The organism is Staphylococcus sp. HMSC34C02 (genome assembly GCF_001838705.1).
GTDB classification, from domain to species: domain Bacteria; phylum Bacillota; class Bacilli; order Staphylococcales; family Staphylococcaceae; genus Staphylococcus; species Staphylococcus borealis.
In genome coordinates this window covers 106,453-127,369 of the sequence record NZ_KV838558.1, presented here as the reverse complement: position 1 = coordinate 127,369, position 20,917 = coordinate 106,453, and the positions used below count along the sequence as shown (strand labels likewise).

25 protein-coding genes and 1 pseudogene are annotated in these 20,917 nt (G+C 32.4%); 12 read left to right on the top strand and 14 right to left on the bottom strand.

What is annotated here, in order from left to right; translation table 11 throughout:
• Positions 1-136 precede the first annotated feature (136 nt).
• Genes larC through larA form a run of 4 tightly spaced genes read right to left on the bottom strand, consistent with a single transcriptional unit; the run spans position 137 to position 4,227 of the window.
• Complete coding sequence (gene larC, locus HMPREF3239_RS01755; protein WP_070854537.1) at positions 137-1,327, bottom strand: nickel pincer cofactor biosynthesis protein LarC; 1,191 nt, start codon at positions 1,325-1,327, stop codon at positions 137-139.
• A 15-nt stretch (positions 1,328-1,342) separates the two neighbouring features.
• The gene (gene larB / locus HMPREF3239_RS01750; protein WP_070854536.1) at positions 1,343-2,101 is read right to left on the bottom strand and encodes a nickel pincer cofactor biosynthesis protein LarB; all 759 of its coding nucleotides are present in this window, start codon (positions 2,099-2,101) and stop codon (positions 1,343-1,345) included.
• A gap of 12 nt (positions 2,102-2,113) precedes the next feature.
• Complete coding sequence (gene larE / locus HMPREF3239_RS01745) at positions 2,114-2,941, bottom strand: ATP-dependent sacrificial sulfur transferase LarE (protein ID WP_070854541.1); 828 nt, start codon at positions 2,939-2,941, stop codon at positions 2,114-2,116.
• 17 nt (positions 2,942-2,958) lie between these two features.
• Entirely contained in the window at positions 2,959-4,227 is a 1,269-nt protein-coding gene (larA, locus tag HMPREF3239_RS01740) for a nickel-dependent lactate racemase (RefSeq protein ID WP_070854535.1), read from the bottom strand.
• Between the two features lie 298 nt (positions 4,228-4,525).
• Here larA and adhP point away from each other — a divergent pair, with 298 nt between their 5' ends.
• The 4 genes from adhP (at position 4,526) to HMPREF3239_RS01725 (ending at position 7,261) form a co-directional block, all read left to right on the top strand.
• Positions 4,526-5,536 carry an alcohol dehydrogenase AdhP gene (adhP, locus tag HMPREF3239_RS01735; RefSeq protein ID WP_070854534.1) on the top strand — a complete coding sequence of 337 codons (1,011 nt, stop codon included), beginning with the start codon at positions 4,526-4,528 and terminating at the stop codon, positions 5,534-5,536.
• 107 nt (positions 5,537-5,643) lie between these two features.
• A complete protein-coding gene (locus tag HMPREF3239_RS01730; protein ID WP_070854533.1) occupies positions 5,644-6,165 on the top strand; it encodes a VOC family protein in 522 nt (173 codons plus the stop codon).
• 108 nt (positions 6,166-6,273) lie between these two features.
• Positions 6,274-6,402: a hypothetical protein gene (locus HMPREF3239_RS12570; protein ID WP_256323726.1), complete on the top strand. Its 129-nt coding sequence runs from the start codon at positions 6,274-6,276 to the stop codon at positions 6,400-6,402.
• A gap of 316 nt (positions 6,403-6,718) precedes the next feature.
• Positions 6,719-7,261 (top strand): immunodominant staphylococcal antigen IsaB family protein, encoded by a 543-nt coding sequence (locus HMPREF3239_RS01725; protein ID WP_053030765.1) that lies wholly within the window; start codon positions 6,719-6,721, stop codon positions 7,259-7,261.
• Between the two features lie 205 nt (positions 7,262-7,466).
• On the opposite strand, the gene HMPREF3239_RS01720 is transcribed toward HMPREF3239_RS01725, so the two are convergent.
• From HMPREF3239_RS01720 to HMPREF3239_RS01700, 9 genes and pseudogenes are all read right to left on the bottom strand, one after another.
• On the bottom strand, positions 7,467-7,988 hold the full coding sequence (locus HMPREF3239_RS01720) for a type 1 glutamine amidotransferase (protein WP_256323728.1): 522 nt from the start codon (positions 7,986-7,988) through the stop codon (positions 7,467-7,469).
• Between the two features lie 240 nt (positions 7,989-8,228).
• Positions 8,229-8,678, bottom strand: a complete 450-nt coding sequence (locus tag HMPREF3239_RS01715; protein WP_070854532.1) for a 2-thiouracil desulfurase family protein — start codon at positions 8,676-8,678, stop codon at positions 8,229-8,231.
• A gap of 77 nt (positions 8,679-8,755) precedes the next feature.
• Positions 8,756-8,865 (bottom strand): annotated as a pseudogene (locus HMPREF3239_RS11980) (recombinase family protein); the annotation flags it as partial.
• Between the two features lie 110 nt (positions 8,866-8,975).
• The gene (locus tag HMPREF3239_RS11975; protein ID WP_256323727.1) at positions 8,976-9,722 is read right to left on the bottom strand and encodes a restriction endonuclease; all 747 of its coding nucleotides are present in this window, start codon (positions 9,720-9,722) and stop codon (positions 8,976-8,978) included.
• Positions 9,644-10,999 (bottom strand): hypothetical protein, encoded by a 1,356-nt coding sequence (locus HMPREF3239_RS12250; RefSeq protein ID WP_141763581.1) that lies wholly within the window; start codon positions 10,997-10,999, stop codon positions 9,644-9,646. The genes HMPREF3239_RS11975 and HMPREF3239_RS12250 overlap by 79 nt, the downstream gene beginning before the upstream one ends.
• 195 nt (positions 11,000-11,194) lie before the next feature.
• Positions 11,195-11,296 (bottom strand): type I toxin-antitoxin system Fst family toxin, encoded by a 102-nt coding sequence (locus HMPREF3239_RS12245; protein ID WP_107630122.1) that lies wholly within the window; start codon positions 11,294-11,296, stop codon positions 11,195-11,197.
• A 108-nt stretch (positions 11,297-11,404) separates the two neighbouring features.
• The gene (locus tag HMPREF3239_RS01705; RefSeq protein WP_070854531.1) at positions 11,405-11,719 is read right to left on the bottom strand and encodes a DUF4176 domain-containing protein; all 315 of its coding nucleotides are present in this window, start codon (positions 11,717-11,719) and stop codon (positions 11,405-11,407) included.
• 370 nt (positions 11,720-12,089) lie between these two features.
• Positions 12,090-12,185 (bottom strand): type I toxin-antitoxin system Fst family toxin, encoded by a 96-nt coding sequence (locus HMPREF3239_RS12240; protein ID WP_089535969.1) that lies wholly within the window; start codon positions 12,183-12,185, stop codon positions 12,090-12,092.
• A gap of 127 nt (positions 12,186-12,312) precedes the next feature.
• Positions 12,313-12,561, bottom strand: a complete 249-nt coding sequence (locus tag HMPREF3239_RS01700) for a DUF4176 domain-containing protein (protein ID WP_070854530.1) — start codon at positions 12,559-12,561, stop codon at positions 12,313-12,315.
• Positions 12,562-13,105: 544 nt separating this feature from the next.
• Here HMPREF3239_RS01700 and HMPREF3239_RS01695 point away from each other — a divergent pair.
• Positions 13,106-13,753, top strand: a complete 648-nt coding sequence (locus HMPREF3239_RS01695; protein WP_070854529.1) for a DUF5079 family protein — start codon at positions 13,106-13,108, stop codon at positions 13,751-13,753.
• Positions 13,754-13,956: 203 nt separating this feature from the next.
• The gene (locus HMPREF3239_RS01690) at positions 13,957-14,571 is read left to right on the top strand and encodes a DUF5080 family protein (protein WP_070854528.1); all 615 of its coding nucleotides are present in this window, start codon (positions 13,957-13,959) and stop codon (positions 14,569-14,571) included.
• 479 nt (positions 14,572-15,050) lie between these two features.
• Here the strand turns inward: HMPREF3239_RS01690 and HMPREF3239_RS12235 are convergent, their stop codons facing one another.
• The gene (locus tag HMPREF3239_RS12235) at positions 15,051-15,146 is read right to left on the bottom strand and encodes a type I toxin-antitoxin system Fst family toxin (RefSeq protein ID WP_011276553.1); all 96 of its coding nucleotides are present in this window, start codon (positions 15,144-15,146) and stop codon (positions 15,051-15,053) included.
• Between the two features lie 288 nt (positions 15,147-15,434).
• Here HMPREF3239_RS12235 and HMPREF3239_RS01685 point away from each other — a divergent pair, with 288 nt between their 5' ends.
• The 6 genes from HMPREF3239_RS01685 (at position 15,435) to HMPREF3239_RS01660 (ending at position 20,752) form a co-directional block, all read left to right on the top strand.
• Complete coding sequence (locus tag HMPREF3239_RS01685) at positions 15,435-15,851, top strand: YwiB family protein (RefSeq protein ID WP_053030757.1); 417 nt, start codon at positions 15,435-15,437, stop codon at positions 15,849-15,851.
• Positions 15,848-17,509 carry an arginine--tRNA ligase gene (gene argS / locus HMPREF3239_RS01680; protein WP_070854527.1) on the top strand — a complete coding sequence of 554 codons (1,662 nt, stop codon included), beginning with the start codon at positions 15,848-15,850 and terminating at the stop codon, positions 17,507-17,509. Before HMPREF3239_RS01685 ends, argS begins: the two co-directional genes overlap by 4 nt.
• Positions 17,510-17,593: 84 nt before the next feature.
• The gene (locus tag HMPREF3239_RS01675; RefSeq protein WP_070854526.1) at positions 17,594-18,241 is read left to right on the top strand and encodes an endonuclease III domain-containing protein; all 648 of its coding nucleotides are present in this window, start codon (positions 17,594-17,596) and stop codon (positions 18,239-18,241) included.
• An 88-nt stretch (positions 18,242-18,329) separates the two neighbouring features.
• Positions 18,330-19,094, top strand: a complete 765-nt coding sequence (locus tag HMPREF3239_RS01670) for a MerR family transcriptional regulator (protein ID WP_070854525.1) — start codon at positions 18,330-18,332, stop codon at positions 19,092-19,094.
• Between the two features lie 65 nt (positions 19,095-19,159).
• On the top strand, positions 19,160-19,654 hold the full coding sequence (locus tag HMPREF3239_RS01665) for a DUF805 domain-containing protein (RefSeq protein WP_070854524.1): 495 nt from the start codon (positions 19,160-19,162) through the stop codon (positions 19,652-19,654).
• A 207-nt stretch (positions 19,655-19,861) separates the two neighbouring features.
• Entirely contained in the window at positions 19,862-20,752 is an 891-nt protein-coding gene (locus HMPREF3239_RS01660) for an ABC transporter substrate-binding protein (protein WP_176747937.1), read from the top strand.
• Positions 20,753-20,917 lie beyond the last annotated feature (165 nt).

Sequence of the window (20,917 nt, the reverse complement as noted above, 5' to 3'; positions counted from 1 at the left end):
ACGACGAATTTAAAAGAATTCTGTCCCACTCCCATATTATAAAAGGCAATTCCTATAACACTCTAATAGGAATTGCCTTTTGTATTGATATTAGATTTGTTTGTTTAAATCAATTCTGGTTCTACAAACGTCGTAATTATTTTAAAGATTCTCCAATATGGTATTGACTATTTATAGTGTTCATTAAGGTATTATACACTTGATGTAATGGTATGATTTTATGTTCGCTTATGGCTTTAATATCGTCAAACTCAGGTTTCATTTTTAAGATTGTTCCATTTTTTAAAGCGAATTTTACTTTTATTTGACCATACGGAGTCTCTACATCACGGAAAGCTCTTTTTAAAATGTGTCTATTCACTGTGTAACTACGAACGCCTAGTGATGATGTATGTGTTAATACTAAATTTTCAATGGTTTGTTTATCATTAATTTTGCATAAGACTGTCAATTGAATTGCAGGGCGATTCTTCTTCATTGTAATAGGTGTAAAGTAAACGTCTAGTGCGCCTGCTTTCAATGTCGTGTCCATAAAATGACCTAACATTTCTGGAGTCATATCATCAATTTGACACTCTATGACCTGTACTTGGTCGTGAGAAACTTGTTGGTTATCTTGGAATTGAATGACGCGTAAAACATTTGGAAAATCAAAGTCTTTATTACCTGCCCCGTACCCAATTTCTTGCATTGTTGCAGCTGGGAAAGGTCCGAATTGAGTGACTAAACTTTTAGCAAATGCTGCCCCTGTTGGTGTAGTCAATTCGCTTTGTACGTCAAATGCTGCGAGGGGTATGTTTTTTAGAATTTCTGCAGTAGCAGGTGCCGGTATTGGATAAATACCATGTGCAATATTAATTTTCCCGTTACCTGTTGGAATAGGGGAACAATAGAGCGTATCGATGCCAAGTTGTTCCAATGCGATACAGCCTCCGATAATATCTATAATTGAATCCATAGCACCGACCTCGTGAAAATGAACGTCTTCTATCGTCATACCATGGATTTTTGCTTCAGCATGCGCGATCGTATTAAATATTGCTTTACTACGTTGCTTAACACGTTCTGGCAACTGACTATCATCGATTAATTTGAAGATATCAGACGCTTTTCGGTGATGATGATGTTCATGAAAATCAATCTTCAGCGTCATAGCATGGATACCTTGTTTAACTTTCTTATTAAAATGAAGCGCAAAATCATCGATAGGTAATTGTTTTAATTCGCGTTCAATTGATATAGGGTCAGCGCCTAAGTCAACTAGTGCGGACAGCAACATGTCACCAGCAATACCAGCATGGCAGTCTAAATATAAAGCATTACTCATAATTATAGCTCCGTTCTATTGATTTTCTAGCATCTTAATAATCATTGCAGCGTTATACCCTGCACCAAAACCATTATCTATATTTAGTACGCTTGTACCTGGTGCACAAGCATTAATCATCGATAATAAAGTGGTTATACCATTTAGGTTGGCACCGTATCCAATGCTAGTAGGTACAGCATATACAGGATGATCGACTAAACCGCCAACAACACTTGCGAGGGCACCTTCCATACCAGCAATAACAATCGATACTTTACCACTGCGAATATCATGAATATGTTCAAATAATCGATGGATACCAGAAACACCTACATCGTAATAACGATTAACTTGAATACCCATTACTTCAGCTGTGACTGCAGCTTCTTCAGCGATAGGCAGATCAGATGTACCGGCGCAAAGGACTGAGATACAGTGATGTGATTGATTAATAGAATCAAGTGGCGTACAGACTATATTTGCTTCAGCAAAATAGTCTAAGTCTGGGTGTTGTTGTAAAACATAAGATGCTTTTTCTTCATTAATACGTGTGACTAAAATAACATTGTGATGATTCGATAGACTTGTAATGATTTGACTGATTTGTTCTTTTGTCTTACCTTGGCCAAATATCACTTCAGGAAATCCTTGGCGCTTTGCTCTATGTAAATCAATTTTAGCAAAGCCCAATTCGTCATAATGACTGAGTTGGGCTTTAGCTTCATCAATGGATATTTGATTTGATTTTACACCTTCGAGCAAGTCTTCAATAAAGTTAGAATCTTTACTCATGAGTATACGTCCTTATACTAATTTAGTCGCTTTGGTATCAATGACTTCATTCATACTACCTGTTCTGTAGCCTTCTAAGTCAACAGTAACATAGTCGAAACCAAGTTCTTTTAAGCGTAATGTAATGTTATCTTTGTTTCTAATTACAGTTGCCAAATCATCTTCTGATACTTCGATACGTGCAATATTGTGATGGTAACGGACACGTACGTTATTAACACCTAAACTTAAAATGTGTTTTTCAGCTTCATTGACTTTATTCACTTTAGTAAAACTTAATGCTTCGCCGTAAGGAATACGTGAAGCTAAACTACATAAAGCAGGTTTGTTCCATACAGGCAGATCGTGTTGTTTACTTAATTCTCTAATTTCTGATTTATAGAGTTTGGCTTCTTGTAGTACACTGCGAACGCCATATTCATCTCTTGCTTTTAAACCTGGACGGAAATCTTCTAAATCGTCCATGATCATACCATCTAATACATAGTTGAAACCTAACTCTTCTTTAATTTGAGTTAATTTGCCATACATCAAACGTTTACTATAGTACCAGCTTTCGGGTGTGTTTTTAACGATATTTGCATCTTCTAATTCAGCCATTTCAGTTTCCATAACGTCGATGCCTAATTCGCGACCTAATGCAATGGCTTGATCGAATTCTTCATTTCTGAAAAGTTCAGATTTAACAACAACCGGTTTAACATTTTCAGTACCTAATACATCCATTGCTTTTTTAAGTACTAAACTACTATCTACACCACCTGAAAAAGCAATTACGACACTGCCCATATCTTCTAATAATTGATTTAATTTAAGTTCTTTATTTTGTAATTCAGTCATGTTTATCAATCCTTTCATTATGCTTCGTCTTCTACGTAAGGAATCGTTAATGGACCTTGTGGCATAACACCAATACTTAATTTTCTGCCATATTGCGCTTCTAAATCGGCAATCGTTTGTTCAATATTTGATGTTGGATTTAGCATTGAGTCTTTAAGTTGTTGGTCAGTTAACTCTGAATACACATATACATTTGCGAATGTTTGAATACTGGCTTGTTTTTGAACTTGCCATTGGTCCACTTCTGAAAAGTTCGGGTCATGAATTAAGTCTAGAATACCTTGTGGCGTGTCAGCCATTTTGAATATTTCGGCGAATTTACCATGATCAGGGAATCCGTCTGCACACTCAGATACCATAATGATATTGCCGCCTTCTTTTACAACTTTACTAGCAGCACTCATACCTTTAACGGTTTGATATAAGTTTTGGTCGAGAGGGTAGCCGGAATTTGAAGCAATAACCACATCGAAACGGTCATCACATTTGAACATTGCGTGTTCTTTAACGTAAGCACAACCTTCTTTATGTGCCTCGAAGACATCACCACCAAATGCAGCTGTAATTGCTTTATCTTTATTTAATGCGACATTTAACATGAAGTCAGGCTTGCACATCGTATTGACTTCACGTGCCATATCTTGAACAGGATTATCTTCTAAATTACCCCAAGTTGAGCGAGGGTCACCAATCATTTTGGCGTTGTGGAAGGTCTTAATTGTTTCAAGACCAGCGATACCTGGCATAATTCCTTTAGGCCCTCCAGAGAACCCAGCAAAGAAATGGGGTTCAATAAAGCCTGTTACGATTTTGAAGTCAGATTCAACGTAGTCTTTATTTAGATACACATCACAGCCATATTTACTATGTCCAACTTTCACTAAACTTTCTTTTTCGTCGCAGTGATTGTGGACGATTTTTACGCTATTGACAATATCTTCACCTAACATTTGTACGAGTTCGTCACGTGTTTGATCACGGTGTGTACCTGTACCATTAATAATTACGAAATTCTCACGTGGCACATGGTTTAATTCCTCAATTAGTAAAGGTACGAGTATGTGATTCGGTGTTGGTCGAGTAATATCACTAATGACGATTGATACAATATCATCCTTATTAACCAATTCTTTCAGTGGCTTAGAACCTGTTGGTTGTCGCAAAACATTTTGAATTGCTGAAGTATAATCATCTAATGCTTCTATCTTTTGAGGTTCTATGACTGTACTATCATCAGGAACATTGACTTCTACTTCAGACTTTCCATATAGGACATGTGTTTTCACTAAAAATCCCTCCATAAGTCTTGATGCAATAGTTGTAATTAAGCAATTAATTAATTGTTATATGTAAAATTATAGCATAACTATATCGCGTTTTTTAATGGTAAGTGCGTAGTAGTCTAACGGTATTAGCATAAGTGGTATTAATCATTTTATAAAAAATAAAACTGCAAAAAATAAAATGTTTGAAAATTAAAAATAATTAAGTGAAAATGATTCCAATTCTATAAGCGATTGCATATAATGAGTGTAGATTTACAAATTTATCATTAAATGTTAATTGAACAAGGAGTGATTGACCATGAAAGCAGCAGTAGTAACACATGATCATAAAGTAAGTGTAGAAGATAAAGAAGTGCGTGCCTTGAAACCCAGTGAAGCTTTAGTTCAAACAGAATATTGTGGTGTATGTCATACTGATTTGCACGTTAAAAATGCAGACTTCGGTGATGTAACTGGCGTAACATTAGGCCATGAAGGTATTGGACGTGTTATTAAAGTAGGTGAAGGTGTCGATTCGCTTAAAGAAGGCGATCGTGTCTCAATCGCTTGGATGTTCGAAAGCTGCGGCCATTGTGAATATTGTACAACAGGACGTGAAACATTATGTCGTGATGTTAAGAACGCAGGTTACACTGTTGATGGCGCTATGGCTGAACAAGTTATTGTTACAGCGGATTATGCAGTGAAAGTACCTGAGAATTTAGACCCAGCGGCAGCTTCTTCAATTACTTGTGCTGGTGTAACGACGTACAAAGCTGTAAAAGTAAGTAACATTAAACCAGGTCAATGGATTGGTGTATTTGGCATTGGTGGTTTAGGTAACTTAGCACTTCAATACGCTAAAAATGTATTTAACGCTAAAGTTGTTGCATTCGATATTAGTGATGATAAGTTAGATTTTGCGAAAGAATTAGGCGCAGATGCGGTTGTGAATACTAAAAATCAAGACGCTGTTGAAGAAGTAAATAAATTAACTGACGATAAAGGTTTAGATGCGACAGTTATTACTGCAGTAGCTAAAACACCATTCAATCAAGCAGTGGATGTTGTGAAAGCTGGCGCACGTGTAGTAGCTGTAGGTTTACCTGTTGAGAAAATGGACTTAGAAATTCCACGTTTAGTTTTAGATGGTATTGAGGTTGTTGGTTCATTAGTAGGAACACGTCAAGACTTGAAAGAAGCCTTCCAATTCGCTGCAGAAGGAAAAGTTGTTCCAAAAGTACAAACACGTGAGTTAGAAGAAATTAACGATATCTTTGAAGAAATGGAACAAGGAACAATTACCGGACGTATGGTAATTCAATTCTAATAATTCATATTAATAGGTAAGAGAGTGGGTTCAATTTGAATTCACTCTTTTTTATTTCTCACAAATTTAGGGTAAATATATTTGAAAGCGAAAAGGAAGGTGTTTATATGAGCCATATTAAAGGGATTAATCATATTGGTTTAACAGTGTTAAATATTGATGAAGCGACAACATTCTTAAAAGAAGCGTTTGGCGCTAAAATTGCGTATGATGCATTAACGTATGATGATGAACCACGTGAAGGTGTAGAAGTTGAACGTATGCTAGGTTTAACTAAAGGGGCAAAAATTGTGCGCCAAAGAATGATTGTGATTGGAAATGGTCCGAATATTGAAATGTTTGAAGTAAAGAGTAATCATCAGAAAGATCCACTTAAACTTGAAGATTTGGGTTATCACCATATTTCATTCATGGTAGATGAAATTGAAGCGGTATTAGACAATGCCATACGTGCAGGCGCTGAACCACTATCTGAAACACATGATAATTCAACTTATGAAGATTCGAAAGGTAGTAAGAGTGTGTACGTTAAGGCACCGTTCAATGCCTTAATTGAGTTACAGACTATACCAAATGGTTATTATTATCCTAAAGATAGTGAAGCAAATGTATTTATTCCTGGTGAGTAGGGTGTATTAGCAACAATAAATTAACTGTTTAAATTTATAATAAAGTTATTTGATGTTATAATTATTTAATGAATATAAATTTAATCTATGAAGTTAAGAGGACAACAAATGAAAAACATCTTATTTGTAGCATCAATCGGTTTCGGCATCATTTTCTTCTATAAATATAAAACCCTTTTGGAAAAATATCGTTATGACATTGTAGAACTTGAATCAAGCGAAGATATTTTAGAATGAAAGCAAAAATTAATAGACTATGATGGATAGACGACATTAATTTATTAGAAATAGAATATCGTAATATACTTAAGAAATTAGTGTTTAAAAAACTATTCGATAAGGTGCATCCCTAAGGTTGAGCTTAAAATTTAACTTTATGGGGTGCATTTTTATATGGTGAACATAGCAAATATGAATCATAATTATTTCGGGATGAATAATGTTTTAATAGATGTAAAATTGCAATTTTAGAAACATTGTTGTAATATTGTAAACAAATCGTAATATAACGATTGTTATGACGATTTGACTAAGAAATGAGAGGAAGATTCATATGAATAAAACTGCCAAAGCAATTGTTAGTGCAACTTTAGCCATGGGAACAGTATTCGGAGTCGGAGCCTCAGTAGAACAACCACACAATAATCAAGCACATGCAGCTACTACACCATATTATACGTATAGTGGCTACGTAAATAACGATGGTTCATTCTTATTAAATAAAACGTTTAAAAATGCGGTTAAGTATGGCAATGTTACGTTTAATGGAACTAAAATAGTACCTCAAACGGGGACAAGCAGTAAGTTGAATAACTTTAGTAAGTATGATCAAAACTTCTTCTCAGTGAAGTCTGGAAAGAAAACAGCAACATCTGTTCAAATTAAAGTGAATAATGTAACTGTGAAACAACTTAAATCCGTTTATGGTAGCGATCTTGTAGAGCAAGCAGATGTTCATGGTCATAAAAATCCTAATAGCGATGATTATAAATTAGTTGGTGGCCAAAATGGTAATTATCATACACCCGTAACGTTTGTACAAAAGAACGGTAAAGTACAATCAGCAATTATTGGATTTGAAGGTTCGGGAGCTTAGAATGTGTGTAAAACATAATGTCCAAAAATAGATGAAGTAACTACGTTTTTCTATAATTTAGTTAATATGAAATCTAGCATAGATGCAGAAATCCCCTCACTATTGGTGTAATGAGGGGATTTGTTAGTGTGCCTAAAGTCGCATATTTTTAATTATTAATATTTTATTTTTTGAAGTGATTGTGTGAAAAATACTTAAAATTAGTCTATCTACCAGTTATATGATCAAGTAATTTAAACATAACTTCTTTATTCTCTTTAGGAACTTCGCGTTCAATAATTTCTTGTGGAGTTTGGTTTAATACAGAATCAACCGCATAAGAAAAATCATTAGTTACAATTTCTTTAACTTCAAAAGGACCTGGTTCGAAATGGAATCGCAAACCAATAACATTGTTATTTAACAAAAACCCTTGATTAGTTGAATATTCACTAGAGAAAAGTAATTCTGCATTTTTAGGTATTTGGAACATTTCTTCATGCCAATGCAATGCCATCAATTCTTTTGGTAAGTCTGGTATTGTATTAGTTTCAAGATATACTTTATCCCAACCTACTTCTTTTACTGGTGACTTACTTACTGTATAACCAATTGCTTTCGTTATTTGTTGCGCACCATAACAAGCACCAAAAATTGGCTTCTTCTCTTTTAACAATGCTCTTATCAATTCTCTTTCTTTAAAAATCCAATCATCTAAATCATTCGGACTCATAGGGCCACCTAAAATAATAACTAATTATACAGTAGGATATCTTCTATTACTATGGTTTAGTTATTTATTGATGTTGAGCATGGTTAAAAAATAAATGAGCAAAATAGGACCGGCATTTAATATAAGTAAAGATACTATGAAAATGACAAACGAAGGGTGAATATTAGGGAGAAAAATCTATAAGCAAATCAATAGAATCAATTCAATATTTACATTTTTAATAGGATTATAATTGAATCAATCGGAATAAAGTATTTAAATATTATAGTTTTTTTCGTTATAAACTTGTATTCCGTTTTTTATTAGTAGTGCGGAAAATATTCCTACCCCTTGTTTTTTGTTTCCATTGAATTCACCGGTGTAAATATTTTCTGAACTGCAAGTTGGGCTATCGGATTTTAGTATTAATGCTTTACAGTTCATTTTTTGACAAGTATCTAATGCTTTTTTCGCTCCATTTACATATTCAACTGTAACATCGTTTCCTTGATTATCAATGATTTTAGCTTTATTTTCTAAAACGTCAAAACCATCTCCTCCTACGATTTCTGCAGGATTTCTTGGAGTTGATAATCCCCCTAAGATTTCGGGGCATATTGGTTTTGCTACACCTTGGTCTACAAGTTTTTTTAAATTGTTGTTGAGTTTGCTTCCTCCGTCATATCTAACATTTTGGCCGACTAAGCATGCACTTATAAAAATCATTTATTAACCTCCAGATTTTAGGTTTTGGAAACGAGTGTCTTCTTTTCTTGAAATGTCATTCTATTTTCAATAGATTAGCCAGTTTGTTTTTCTGTGAAAATTTTTTCAGCTCCAAACGTTTTTAAACTATCAAGTTGTCTTTCTAGATTTGATCAATTGATGATAAGCTTGCATAACCAACAATCATATATTTCACTCCGTAATTAATATACACCCTAATCATACGTTTAAGTTACTATGAATTCAATAACCATATTTGTATGATTAGGGTGTGCTTAAAATAGACATATAAAGGTTTTAATAGTTTACAGATACATCATAATAAAATCTAAATTTTAATGCTGCATCTTTTAATGAGCCTTTAGCATAATAGCCTTCCTTAGTTTTACCTACACAATCGATAAGAGAATTTGAAAGCAAAGATAACATATCTTTTACTTCTTTCATTGTTATCGAGATATCTGAATTTTGAGTTTCTTGTTTTATCATAAAGTATATAACCTCAGAAGAAATAATACCTCCTGAATAATCATCATTGCTATTATCAATTAAAATTTTAATTATTAATTTAAATAAATCTTTTTGTCTATTCATAATATTATACTGTTTTTTTAATACATCTAAGTTAACTATTCCTTTTTGTTGGAATATTGGTAAATATTCTATAGCTTGTAATGGGTACTTTTGATGGTTCTTTAATAAAGTTTCTAAGACATCAACATCAATTAAAGCTATACCATTACTTTCAGCTCTTTTAATAAGTCTTGATCCTACAAATGATTTACCTACTACCACTACGTATTGAGCTTTATGCTTTTCTTTATGTTCTTTTAATGTCTCGAAATCAATTAAACCTTCTGTTATTTTTCCCTCTCTATTGGTTTTTGCGTCTATATTAACCTTATATGTAAATTTAGGTGCTGTAGGCGCTGTTAATAAAATATCAGTGGTACCCGATTTAGCTATTAATTCACTAAAAAAGCCAAGCTCTTCAAAATATTTTTGTAATACTTTTTCAAAATTATTTGGATTACTAGAATCAATTGAACTTGTTCGTAAGTCATATAATAAATTATATATATCATTTTTTTAGCATTTTCGTCTTTATCATTAATGATTCTTGTTGTTTCTTCAATCATATTATCGTAGTATTGATGTAATTTATCGCATAAAAGATGACCTCTTTGGGTTAACTTGAAGGTTTTACCCATATCCTCAATGATTAAAGAAGCGTTTTTCAAATAATTAATTCTTTTTCTTATTTGATCAACCGACTCATTAGGCATATTAAATTTAGTTTTACCTACTGTTGCTATTTCTCTTACTGCCATATTTTTATCTTTAATTAAATATAATATTTCAAAAATATATTTATAGTATTTATGTAAAATAAATACTATATTAAAATCTATGTTCTCAGATTTTATTAATTCCAAACCTAATTCAGATGTTTTATAAGTCTTTTCTCCTATTCTCTCTAATATGTTTAAACGAGTTAAAAATGTTATATACTGGCCATTAGAATTTTCACTTATATTATATGTTGAACTTAGATAATCATAAATACTATCAAAATCAGTATAATTACGAGCTAAATCTAAAGTGTCTCGTATGGTGTTTGCTACGTTTTCTAATCCACCAGGAACATATCCTATATTACTTTTTCTATTTATATCACTAGACCATTTGTATGTGTATGTATCATTTAAAAACTCAGGTATATAAATTTCAGTTTCAGTTTCGGTCTGATCGTACTTAAATCGCAGTATTTCTGGATTTTCAATTGGGGGATGAGCTTTCAGAAATTTTTCACCATGATTTGTAAGTACGTATTTTTTTTCATATCCAATATGCTCAACCATACCTAAATCCATAAACCAGTGTAGTCTATCATAGACTTGACTGTTGTCTTTCCACGTCATATTATAATTTTCTTTGGCATTTTCTAAAATGACACGTATATTTTTTGGTTTTTTTATAAAATTTAACATTTCAGCTATATATTTAACTTTGGCATTTAAAATTTCAGGTAGTATTTCTCTAATGTTTTCACTATTCCACCCAGATATTTCTTCACTTATATACCATTTACTATTTTTTAATTCAACTATTCCAATTGGTCTAAGTTTAATACAGTAATGATTTAATGTATTCGAGCTTTTACTACCTTCAAATTCTAAAATATGGTTATTTTCTTTACCTTCTTCTATTGCTTTAAGGATCTTAATTAAAGATTCTACATATCCGTTATTATTTTGACTTCTCGGTATCCTTGGCATAGCTTGAACTTTACTATTCCATTGTCTTTTTATGATGTTCAATATTATCACTCCGTCGCCTCAATATTATATTAAATATATCAAATTAAATACTTTATTACAGATGAAATTTTGATAGTTTTGCATTCCTCTACTAACTAGTGTTATAATTTACTTAACAAAGTTATCAAGTATAATACACCAATTCTCTCACTACTTCTGATAGTGAGGGGATTTTTTAGGTGCGGCTATAGTCGCCTATTTTTTCTTATCGTTGCGATTGCGTAGCCAATGCGCAAATAATGCAATGATACAACCACTCGCTGCTGTGGTCATGATGTGAACAAAGTTATCAAGCATAATTACACCTCCTCTCTTCGTCAATTGACGCCTGAGAGATAGGCGACTCATATATTATATCATCTCTGAATATTCGATAATAGATAACTTCCGATAAGTCAATTTATGTTAAATTAAACCAAAATTATCTTTCTTTTGAACAGTACCACGTTGAATATCTTTACCCAAATTATCGATCATCTCATTAAATAGTTCTTGAAATCTTACTTCTTCTTGATCAAAGTAACCTTCAAATATAACGCTATCAATATTCTCTTCATTGAAGTAATAGATTTGATCTTCTACAACACCAACTGGGTATTTACATGCTGAATAATCGAACATATACTTTTGACCCTCAATTTCTGCAATTGGCCATCGATTGATAATCATTAACTTTTGAGAACCTTCTTTTAAATATATAATGCTTCCTATTGTTTCCATTTTATCTCACTTATCTTTACTTTTATTTTAGATTGATTCAAGGTTGATATGTTTATTTACTCTGATTGACCTAGCTTACTTATAATTATCTCTTCGTTGTCATATGTAATGAGGTTCATTAATGAAAACATGAAAAATATTAAGGGGCTTCCAATATAAATCATAAGATTGTTTTCAACACAAAAAATAAGTCCTATCATTTGTAACAATACTCATTTTCAGATTCTATCCCCTTTATATTCCATAATTTCAATTTTGCATTCCTATCCAGTATGGTGTTATAATGTAATTAACAAAGATATCTGCATTTGATGCACCAAACCCCTCACTATTGCGAGTAGTGAGGGGTTTTTTGGTGTGGTTATGCCGCCTATTTATCATTACGTTTACGTAACCAATGCGCAAACAACGCAACGATACAACCACTGATGACTGTGGTCATGATGTGAACAAAGATATCTGTCATTTTTAGCACCTCCTCTCTGCGTCTAAATTGACGCCTGAGAGATAGGCGACCTTTATATTATATCATCTACGAATATACGATGATAGGTAACCTTTGATAAGTCAATTTAAGTTAAATTAAATCAAAATTATCTTTCTTTTGAACAAGTACCACGTTGGATGTCTTTATCCAAATTATCGATCATTTCTTTATGTAATTCTTGAAATCTTGTTTCATCTTGATCAGAGTAGCCCCCAAATATAACTTTATCAATATTCTCTTCATTGAAATAATAGATTTGATCTTCTACAACACCAACTGGGTATTTACATGCTGAATAATCGAACATATACTTTTGACCCTCAATTTCTGCAATTGGCCATCGATTGATAATCATTAACTTTTGAGAACCTTCTTTTAAATATATAATACTTCCTATTTTTATATGTATATATAGTTTAAGATTTTGTCAAAGCAAATAAATTAAGATATATAAATTCTATTATTAAGAATATACTTAATAGTGATATTTACTGTATGTAAATATTTATATTGAAGTGGTAGGTAACAAAAAACTTAAAAATATTAAAATATGAGATTAAAAGAATTAAAGAATTGTTTACTTCTAATGGTATTTATTCAATGGGACCTATTATCTTTAATGAAGAAAGTGTTGCATGAGGCTGGGACATAAATAATATAATAATGCTATTTTGCAAATTCGCAGTAGCTGACTGTACTGAAAAGGCGCTTAAATCAAGCTTTTCTCAGTTCTAGTCGGGGCCCAGCAAAGAGAATTTCATAAAGAAATTCTACAAGCAATGCAAGCTAGGAGTGGACGACGAATTCAAAAAGAATTCTGTCCACTCCCACGCTTAACAATATACCTTATAAGAGCTTTAGCAAATCAATTATTTCAATAATTTAAAGGAGTGAAAAAAATGAATGATAGCTTAAAAAAACTAAGAAAACCAAGTGTTCAAGTGATGAATGTACTTTCATTATTAATGATTTTAGCGGGGGGAGTGCAATATTTTTACAGTTTAACCATTGAAAGAACACCTATTTACTTAATCATTACTACATTGATAGAAATAATTATCATCTTTTTTGGATTTATACAACTTTTCGAAAAGAAAGATAGTATTGAACTAAAGACGGCCAAAAGATATTTAATAATTGGTTGTTTGACTGGTTACTCGACTTACTTATCATTTTATAATTCATACTTTTTCATGGCAGAAGAACATCATATTAATTTAACTACTTTTTGGGTTGTTGGCTTTCTATTTCTATTAATATGTGCAAGTGCGCATATTTGTAAACTATTATTAATGGCAAGTAAACCTTCATGGCTAAAAGGTAATAAATATGTTTGGATTCTGGCGTTAAGTGTTATAGCATCAACAATTTATGTTCAAAAAATTGTTGAATATATATTAATTCCTAATGTTGCAGAGTCACATTTTGTAATCATAGTTAGTATGATAATGATATTTGTTGCTAACTCATTAGCAACTCAATATTTCTTGCTTTATGGAGAGGTCTATACTGCAATAGAAAATACAAGTAAGCAGGAGAGTATATAATGGAATTAGACGTATTGATAATGCCTCATATAGCAAAAATGGAATTTTCTTTTCATCCAGATTATTGGGAAGATGATATGAAAAGAGTTAAAGGTTATTTATGTCGTACGATAGTTTAACAATGGATTTCATTATATTTAATAAAGAAAGTGTTTTGGCATAAGTGAAGTAAAAGTCAAGGTATTGGAGGGGGCTAATACATAATGGATATTCTACTTATTATAATCGTATTTGGTCTATTTTATTTAGTCAATTTTACATCTGTCATGCATTCGGGTGGTCTTAAAGTATTGCCAATAATGACATATGTTATAGCACTCATTTTATATTTAATACCTGTGATTCTCATAAAAGAAGAAAGTGTAAATCAGTTTGAAAACTTGATGCTCATATTGAATATAGGTGTGTTACTGTATGGAATTATGGGTGTAAGGGGATTATGGTCTAGACCCTTAAAAATAAAGATTCAAGAGTTAACTAAGGCACCAGATAAAATGATTACACAACAGAAGTATGACAAAATTGAAAGTATGAAAATTAATTTAGACATAGCTAAATATAAAGGTATTATATCGCTACTGATGTCATTTATCTTTATGATCACCATGTCAATCAAAGCATCATCACAGTATAGAGAAGATTTTGCAATTGGAAACTTTTTTATACTATATATTTTTATCGCACTATTTGTTATTTACATAATCATAGATATCATTTTAAGAATAATAAAAGGACGATGGAGACTTATTTCTATAAGACCATTATTGATGTCAATATGGGTAATTATTCTCATTATGATATTAATAATACATAGGTAGGGAGATAAATACATCGACGTTTTTGAGACAACATTTAATACATAGTACTATTGCACAAGAAGAGAGGGGAATTTACACTCTCTTTTTGTGATAAATAAATGATTAAGAAAAAAATTCATCCACAGTGTTACCAAATAGTCTTGCCAAATTAAATGCTAATGTCTATGTAGGATCACATATTGTTTTCTATTACATTAATAATTAGTTATTATCCCGATATATGTGAGAATGATGTTACCTAAAAAAAGAAACTACAATTTTAAAATATGTTGTTTTTCTAGTATCGAATATATCGCACACCTCAATTTCTACCGTTGTTTAATATGTTTCTTCTCATTAGTTGAGTCATCGTATGAAATCATTTTGCATTTCTCTACTCACCAGTGTTATAATTTAGTTAACAAGGAAACTAGCATAGATGCACCAATCCCCTCACTATTGCCGTAGTGAGGGGATTTTTTAGGTGTGGCTATGGTCGCCTATTTATTATTGCGATTACGTAGCCAATGCGTGAATATCGCAATAATACAACCACTGATGACTGTGGTCGTGATGTGAACAAGGATTTCTAGCATAGATTAGCACCTCCTCTCTACGCCTAAATTGACGCCTGAGAGATAGGCGACCAGTATATTATATCATCTCCAAATACACGCTGATAGTTTACTTCTAATAAGTCATTTTATAGTAATATTTCCCAAGATTTAACCTATATACTGTTCTTTTTATTACTCAATTTATCAAAATAGATGATGATACTTATATATTCTAAATGCTTCAAAACTGAGAAGTATCACCTACATGCACTATCTAAATTATGCTATAATGTGGTGTATTAATTAGAAGCTAAGGTGAGGCAAACGTTGGATAAGAATATACACATTCAAACGAAGCAAGTCTTAAAACAAAATGGTGAAAAACAAAAATTTGAATTTGCTACTCAAGGTTCTTGGCAAACAAAGAATGCAGATTATATTCGTTACCAAGAACAAATTGAAGATGCAGTCGTCAATGTAACGATTAAAATCGAAGCGCGAGGCGTCAAATTAATACGCAAAGGCGATATTAATATGAATCTTCACTTTGTAGAAGGTCATGATACGACTACACTTTACGATATTCCAGCTGGACGTATCCCTTTGACTGTTAGAACACGTAGTATCTTGCATTTTGTGAATGAAAACGGTGGGAAGCTAAAAATTCAATACGAGTTACATCAAAATGATGAAAAAATGGGCTCATATCAATATGAAATTAATTATAAGGAGATAGGCGAATGAATATTATTGATCAAGTAAAAACAACTTTAATACAAGAAATTGAAACGAGTATTAAAAAAGCTGGTCTTGCTGAAGATATTCCAGATATCAAAGTTGAAATACCAAAAGACACTAAAAATGGAGATTACTCAACTAATATCGCAATGGTATTAACTAAGATTGCTAAACGTAACCCACGTGAAATTGCTCAAGCGATTGTTGACAACTTAGACACAAGTAAAGCGAATGTGAAGCAAGTAGATATCGCGGGTCCTGGTTTTATTAATTTCTATTTAGATAATCAATATTTAACTGCAGTTATTCCAGAAGCGATTGAAAAAGGTAATCGATTTGGTTATGCTGAAGCATCTAAAAATAAAAATATCTTACTAGAGTATGTTTCTGCCAACCCAACTGGCGATTTACACATTGGTCATGCAAGAAACGCTGCTGTTGGTGACTCACTAGCTAATATTTTAATTGCAGCAGGTTACAATGTAACACGTGAATATTATATTAATGATGCTGGTAATCAAATTACTAACTTGGCACGTTCAATTGAGACACGTTTCTTTGAAGCACTTGGTGATACAAGTCATGAAATGCCTGCAGATGGTTATAATGGTAAAGATATTATCGAAATTGGTAAAGACTTAGCTGATAAGCACCCAGAAATGAAAGATTATTCTGATGAAGAACGTCTTAAAACATTTAGAAAACTTGGTGTTGATTATGAAATGGATAAATTGAAAAAAGACTTAGCTGATTTCAATGTCCACTTTGATAATTGGTTTAGTGAAACATCACTATATGAGAACGGGGCTATTGATAACACATTAGCTAAAATGAATGAACTCGGTTACACATATGAAGCGGATGGTGCAACTTGGTTACGTACATCTGATTTTAAAGATGATAAAGACCGTGTGTTAATTAAAAAAGATGGTAATTACACTTATTTCACACCAGACACTGCGTATCACTACAACAAAATTAATCGCGGTAACGACATTTTAATCGATTTAATGGGTGCCGATCACCATGGTTACATTAATCGTTTGAAAGCAAGTTTAGAAACGTTTGGTGTAGATAGTGATCGTCTTGAAATACAAATTATGCAAATGGTACGTTTAATGCAAGACGGTGTCGAAGTGAAGATGAGTAAGCGTACTGGTAATGCGATTACTTTACGTGAAATTATGGATGAGGTTGGCATTGATGCTGCACGTTACTTCTTAACAATGCGTAGTCCGGACTCTCATTTTGATTTTGATTTAGAACTTGCAAAAGAAAAATCACAAGATAATCCAATTTATTACGCGCAATACGCACATGCACGTATTTGCTCTATCTTGAAACAAGCAAAAGAGCAAGGTGTTGAAGTTACAACTGATGCAGACTTTTCAACAATTACAAATGAAAAAGCGATTGAATTATTGAAAAAAGTAGCTGAATTTGAATCAACAATTGAAAGTGCAGCAGAAAGTCGTGCACCACACCGTTTAACGAACTATATTCAAGATTTAGCATCTGCATTCCATAAATTCTACAATGCTGAAAAAGTATTAACAGACGATGAAGAAAAAACGAAAGCACATGTAGCTTTAGTAGATGCAGTTAGAATTACACTACACAATGCATTAACATTAGTTGGTGTATCAGCACCAGAATCTATGTAATCAAGAGAATTATATAAATTTTGATATCACCCTCATAAATTTCGATTTGTGAGGGTATTATTATGTAAAGATTGGAGTGAGAGTATGCCAACGCTTACGACTGAAGCACTTTATAACATCTTATTAGACAATATGGGCCCGCAACATTGGTGGCCGGCTGAAAGTCCTGAAGAAATGATGCTTGGTGCGATATTAGTACAAAATACGAATTGGAACAATGCAGATATGGCGCTAATGCGTTTAAAGGAAGAAACCTGTTTTGATCCTCAAACCATTTTGGCTTTACCATTAAATGAACTACAAGACATTATACGTTCTAGTGGCTTTTATAAAAATAAAGGGAAGGCCATTCATGCGTTATTCAATTGGCTAAACCAATACAACTTTGACTATGATGCAATTGCACGTATGCATGGTGATACGCTCAGACAGGCATTGTTAAACATACGCGGTATAGGTAGTGAAACGGCTGACGTGTTATTGGTGTATCTTTTTCAAAGAATAGAATTTATTCCTGATCGATATACACGACGCTTGTATCATAAATTAGGCTATTCAAACACAGAGAATTACGATAAATTAAAAAAACATATAACACTACCAGATTATTTTACAAATCAAGATGCCAATGAATTTCATGCATTATTAGATAACTTTGGGAAACATTATTTTAATGGCAAAGGAAAGCAGAAATATACGTTTTTAGATCATTATTTTATAAAAAATGATTGACTTTAACGTTACGTCATAGTGCATACTCCTAAATAGATGAGTGAGGTATGAATGATATTGAAAATAAAATAAAGTGGAGAATAATACAATGTTAAATCATAACTATTTTACACCGAGTGAAGTGAGCAAAGTGACGACGGTTAGTACAAGAACATTGCGTTACTATCATGAGATTGGTTTACTAGTACCTAGTTATGTAGACGATAATGGCTATCGCTATTATCATTCACAAGATATTGCAAAGCTACAAACGATCTTATTTCTTCGACAGCTCAATTTATCTCTCGAAGATATCCAATTATATTTTCAACAAAGTATTACTAATAAAAATGCAATATTAGAAGATAACTATGCCCAAATTGTTCAACGACGAAATCAGCTAAATCAAATCATTGATTACCTCAAAAATCATCTAATAAATCATAGAAACGAGGAGATTAATATGGATCAATTCAATCAATTTGATGTGACAGAACAATATGATAAAGAAGCTGAATTGAAATATGGCGATACGGATTATTATCAGTCATATAAACAACGTAGAAATCAAATGAACGATTCTGATAAGCAGAATAATGATAAAGATACAAATGACCAATTCAACCAATTTTTCAATGAAATGAATCACTTATTGGAAAATGGCTACGCAGCGGATGATGTGCATGTATATCAAAATATTGAAGCTTTAAAAGGCATTTTACAACGACAAGTGCCTAATGCGGATAATCAGTTTTTAGAATATATCGCACTTACTTATGAAAGTGATGATCGCTTTGCTAAGAATATAAATAAACATCGCAATAATCACTTGAATGAGTATATCGCAAAAGCAATCCAAGCGTATATCAAATAAAGTGTTTCCTTCAATCCTTTATTATGTAATGATTATACTGAATCATATTTAAAGGAGACGCTATAATGATTGAGTCGTACCAATTATTTTGGAGAAATTATTTTAATGTACAAGGTCGTACACGTAGACGACATTACTGGTATGCAACACTCGCGAATATTATTGTACTCATTTTATTAAGCATACTTACCGACGTACTCACTTGGATAGTTGGCGGTGGCGATATGTTTTTCAAGATTATTTATGAAACGATTGATGTCATTATTCTAATCGGAACATTCACCATGTCGGTGCGTCGATTTCATGATGTTGGACGTACGATGTTAATACCATTAATTATGTTAGTGTCTATGTTACTAAGAGGATTAATTATATTACTCGAAACGATATCTGATACGTATTTAAATCAATTTTACGCTGATGTTTCTTTAATGGCTTCGACTGTAGTCATACTTGTTATATCAGTTATATTATTAATTATCTCTATTTTCGCATTAATTTACTGCGTTGCGGATAGTGAACAAGGTACAAATGAATATGGACCTAACCCCAAAGCATAGTGAGTGTTAAAACTAAGCATTGAATATTTCTAAATTTAGAAGTATTCAATGCTTTTTTACTACTGATTATTTCTCAAAATAAGTGATAATATAAAATTACACAATTAAATATAAAAAAGTTAAATTAATATTGAATAATATTTGTTATGATTAATGCATACATATACAAAAGATAGAAAGGAATGTGTAGTCGTGTTAAATAAAAAAATGTGGATAGTACTATGTATAATGGTGCTGGTACTTGTCGCTTGTGGTCAAAATAATCAACACAAACAAGCAAACAATGAGAGTAATAAATCAGATTCAAATTCAAAAAATCAGTCATATCATCGTATCGTGTCACTTATGCCTAGTAACACGGAAATTCTTTATGAATTAGGACTTGGGAAAGATATTGTTGGTGTTTCAACAGTAGATGATTATCCTAAAGATGTTAAAGAAGGTAAGAAACAATTTGATGCAATGAATTTAAATAAAGAAGCATTGTTAAAGGCGAAACCAGATTTAATATTGGCGCATGAATCTCAAAAAGGGACGTCAAAAAAAGTGTTAGATAGTCTTGAAAAAAATGGTGTCAAAGTGGTTTATGTGAAAGATGCACAATCATTAAATCAAACATATGATACTTTTAAACAGATAGGTAAAGTCACTGGACGTGAACGTGAAGCGCAAGACCTTGTAGATGAAACGAAGCATAACGTTGACAAAGTAATCAAGTCAGTGCCGAGACATCACAAATCACAATCTGTTTTCATGGAAGTGTCTTCTAAACCAGAAATCTATACAGCGGGTAAACATACATTTTTCGATGACATGTTGACACAATTAGATGCTAAAAATAGCTTTTCAAATATAGAAGGTTGGAAGCCAGTAGATAAAGAAAGTATCATCAAAAAGAACCCAGACATTCTGATCTCTACAGAAGGTCTGTCTAAATCGGATTACTATAAAGTCATTAAAAAGCGTGATGGTTTCCGTCAAATTAAAGCAGTGAAAAATGGACGTATTGAAACTGTGAATGGTGATGAAATTTCACGTCCGGGTCCTCGTATTGATGAGGGTTTAAAAGAATTACGTAATGCCATTTATAAACGATAAACAGATATTAAAAGGTGACACTGCACATTCGTAGTGACTAACTAAATAGAGAAGACGCTTGATATTAAGTGCTTATCTGTACGTGGCTGAAGCCTCAATAAAAAGCATTTCATCAAGAAATGCTACAAGCTAAGCAAGCTGGGAGTGGGGCCCCAGCAAAGAGAA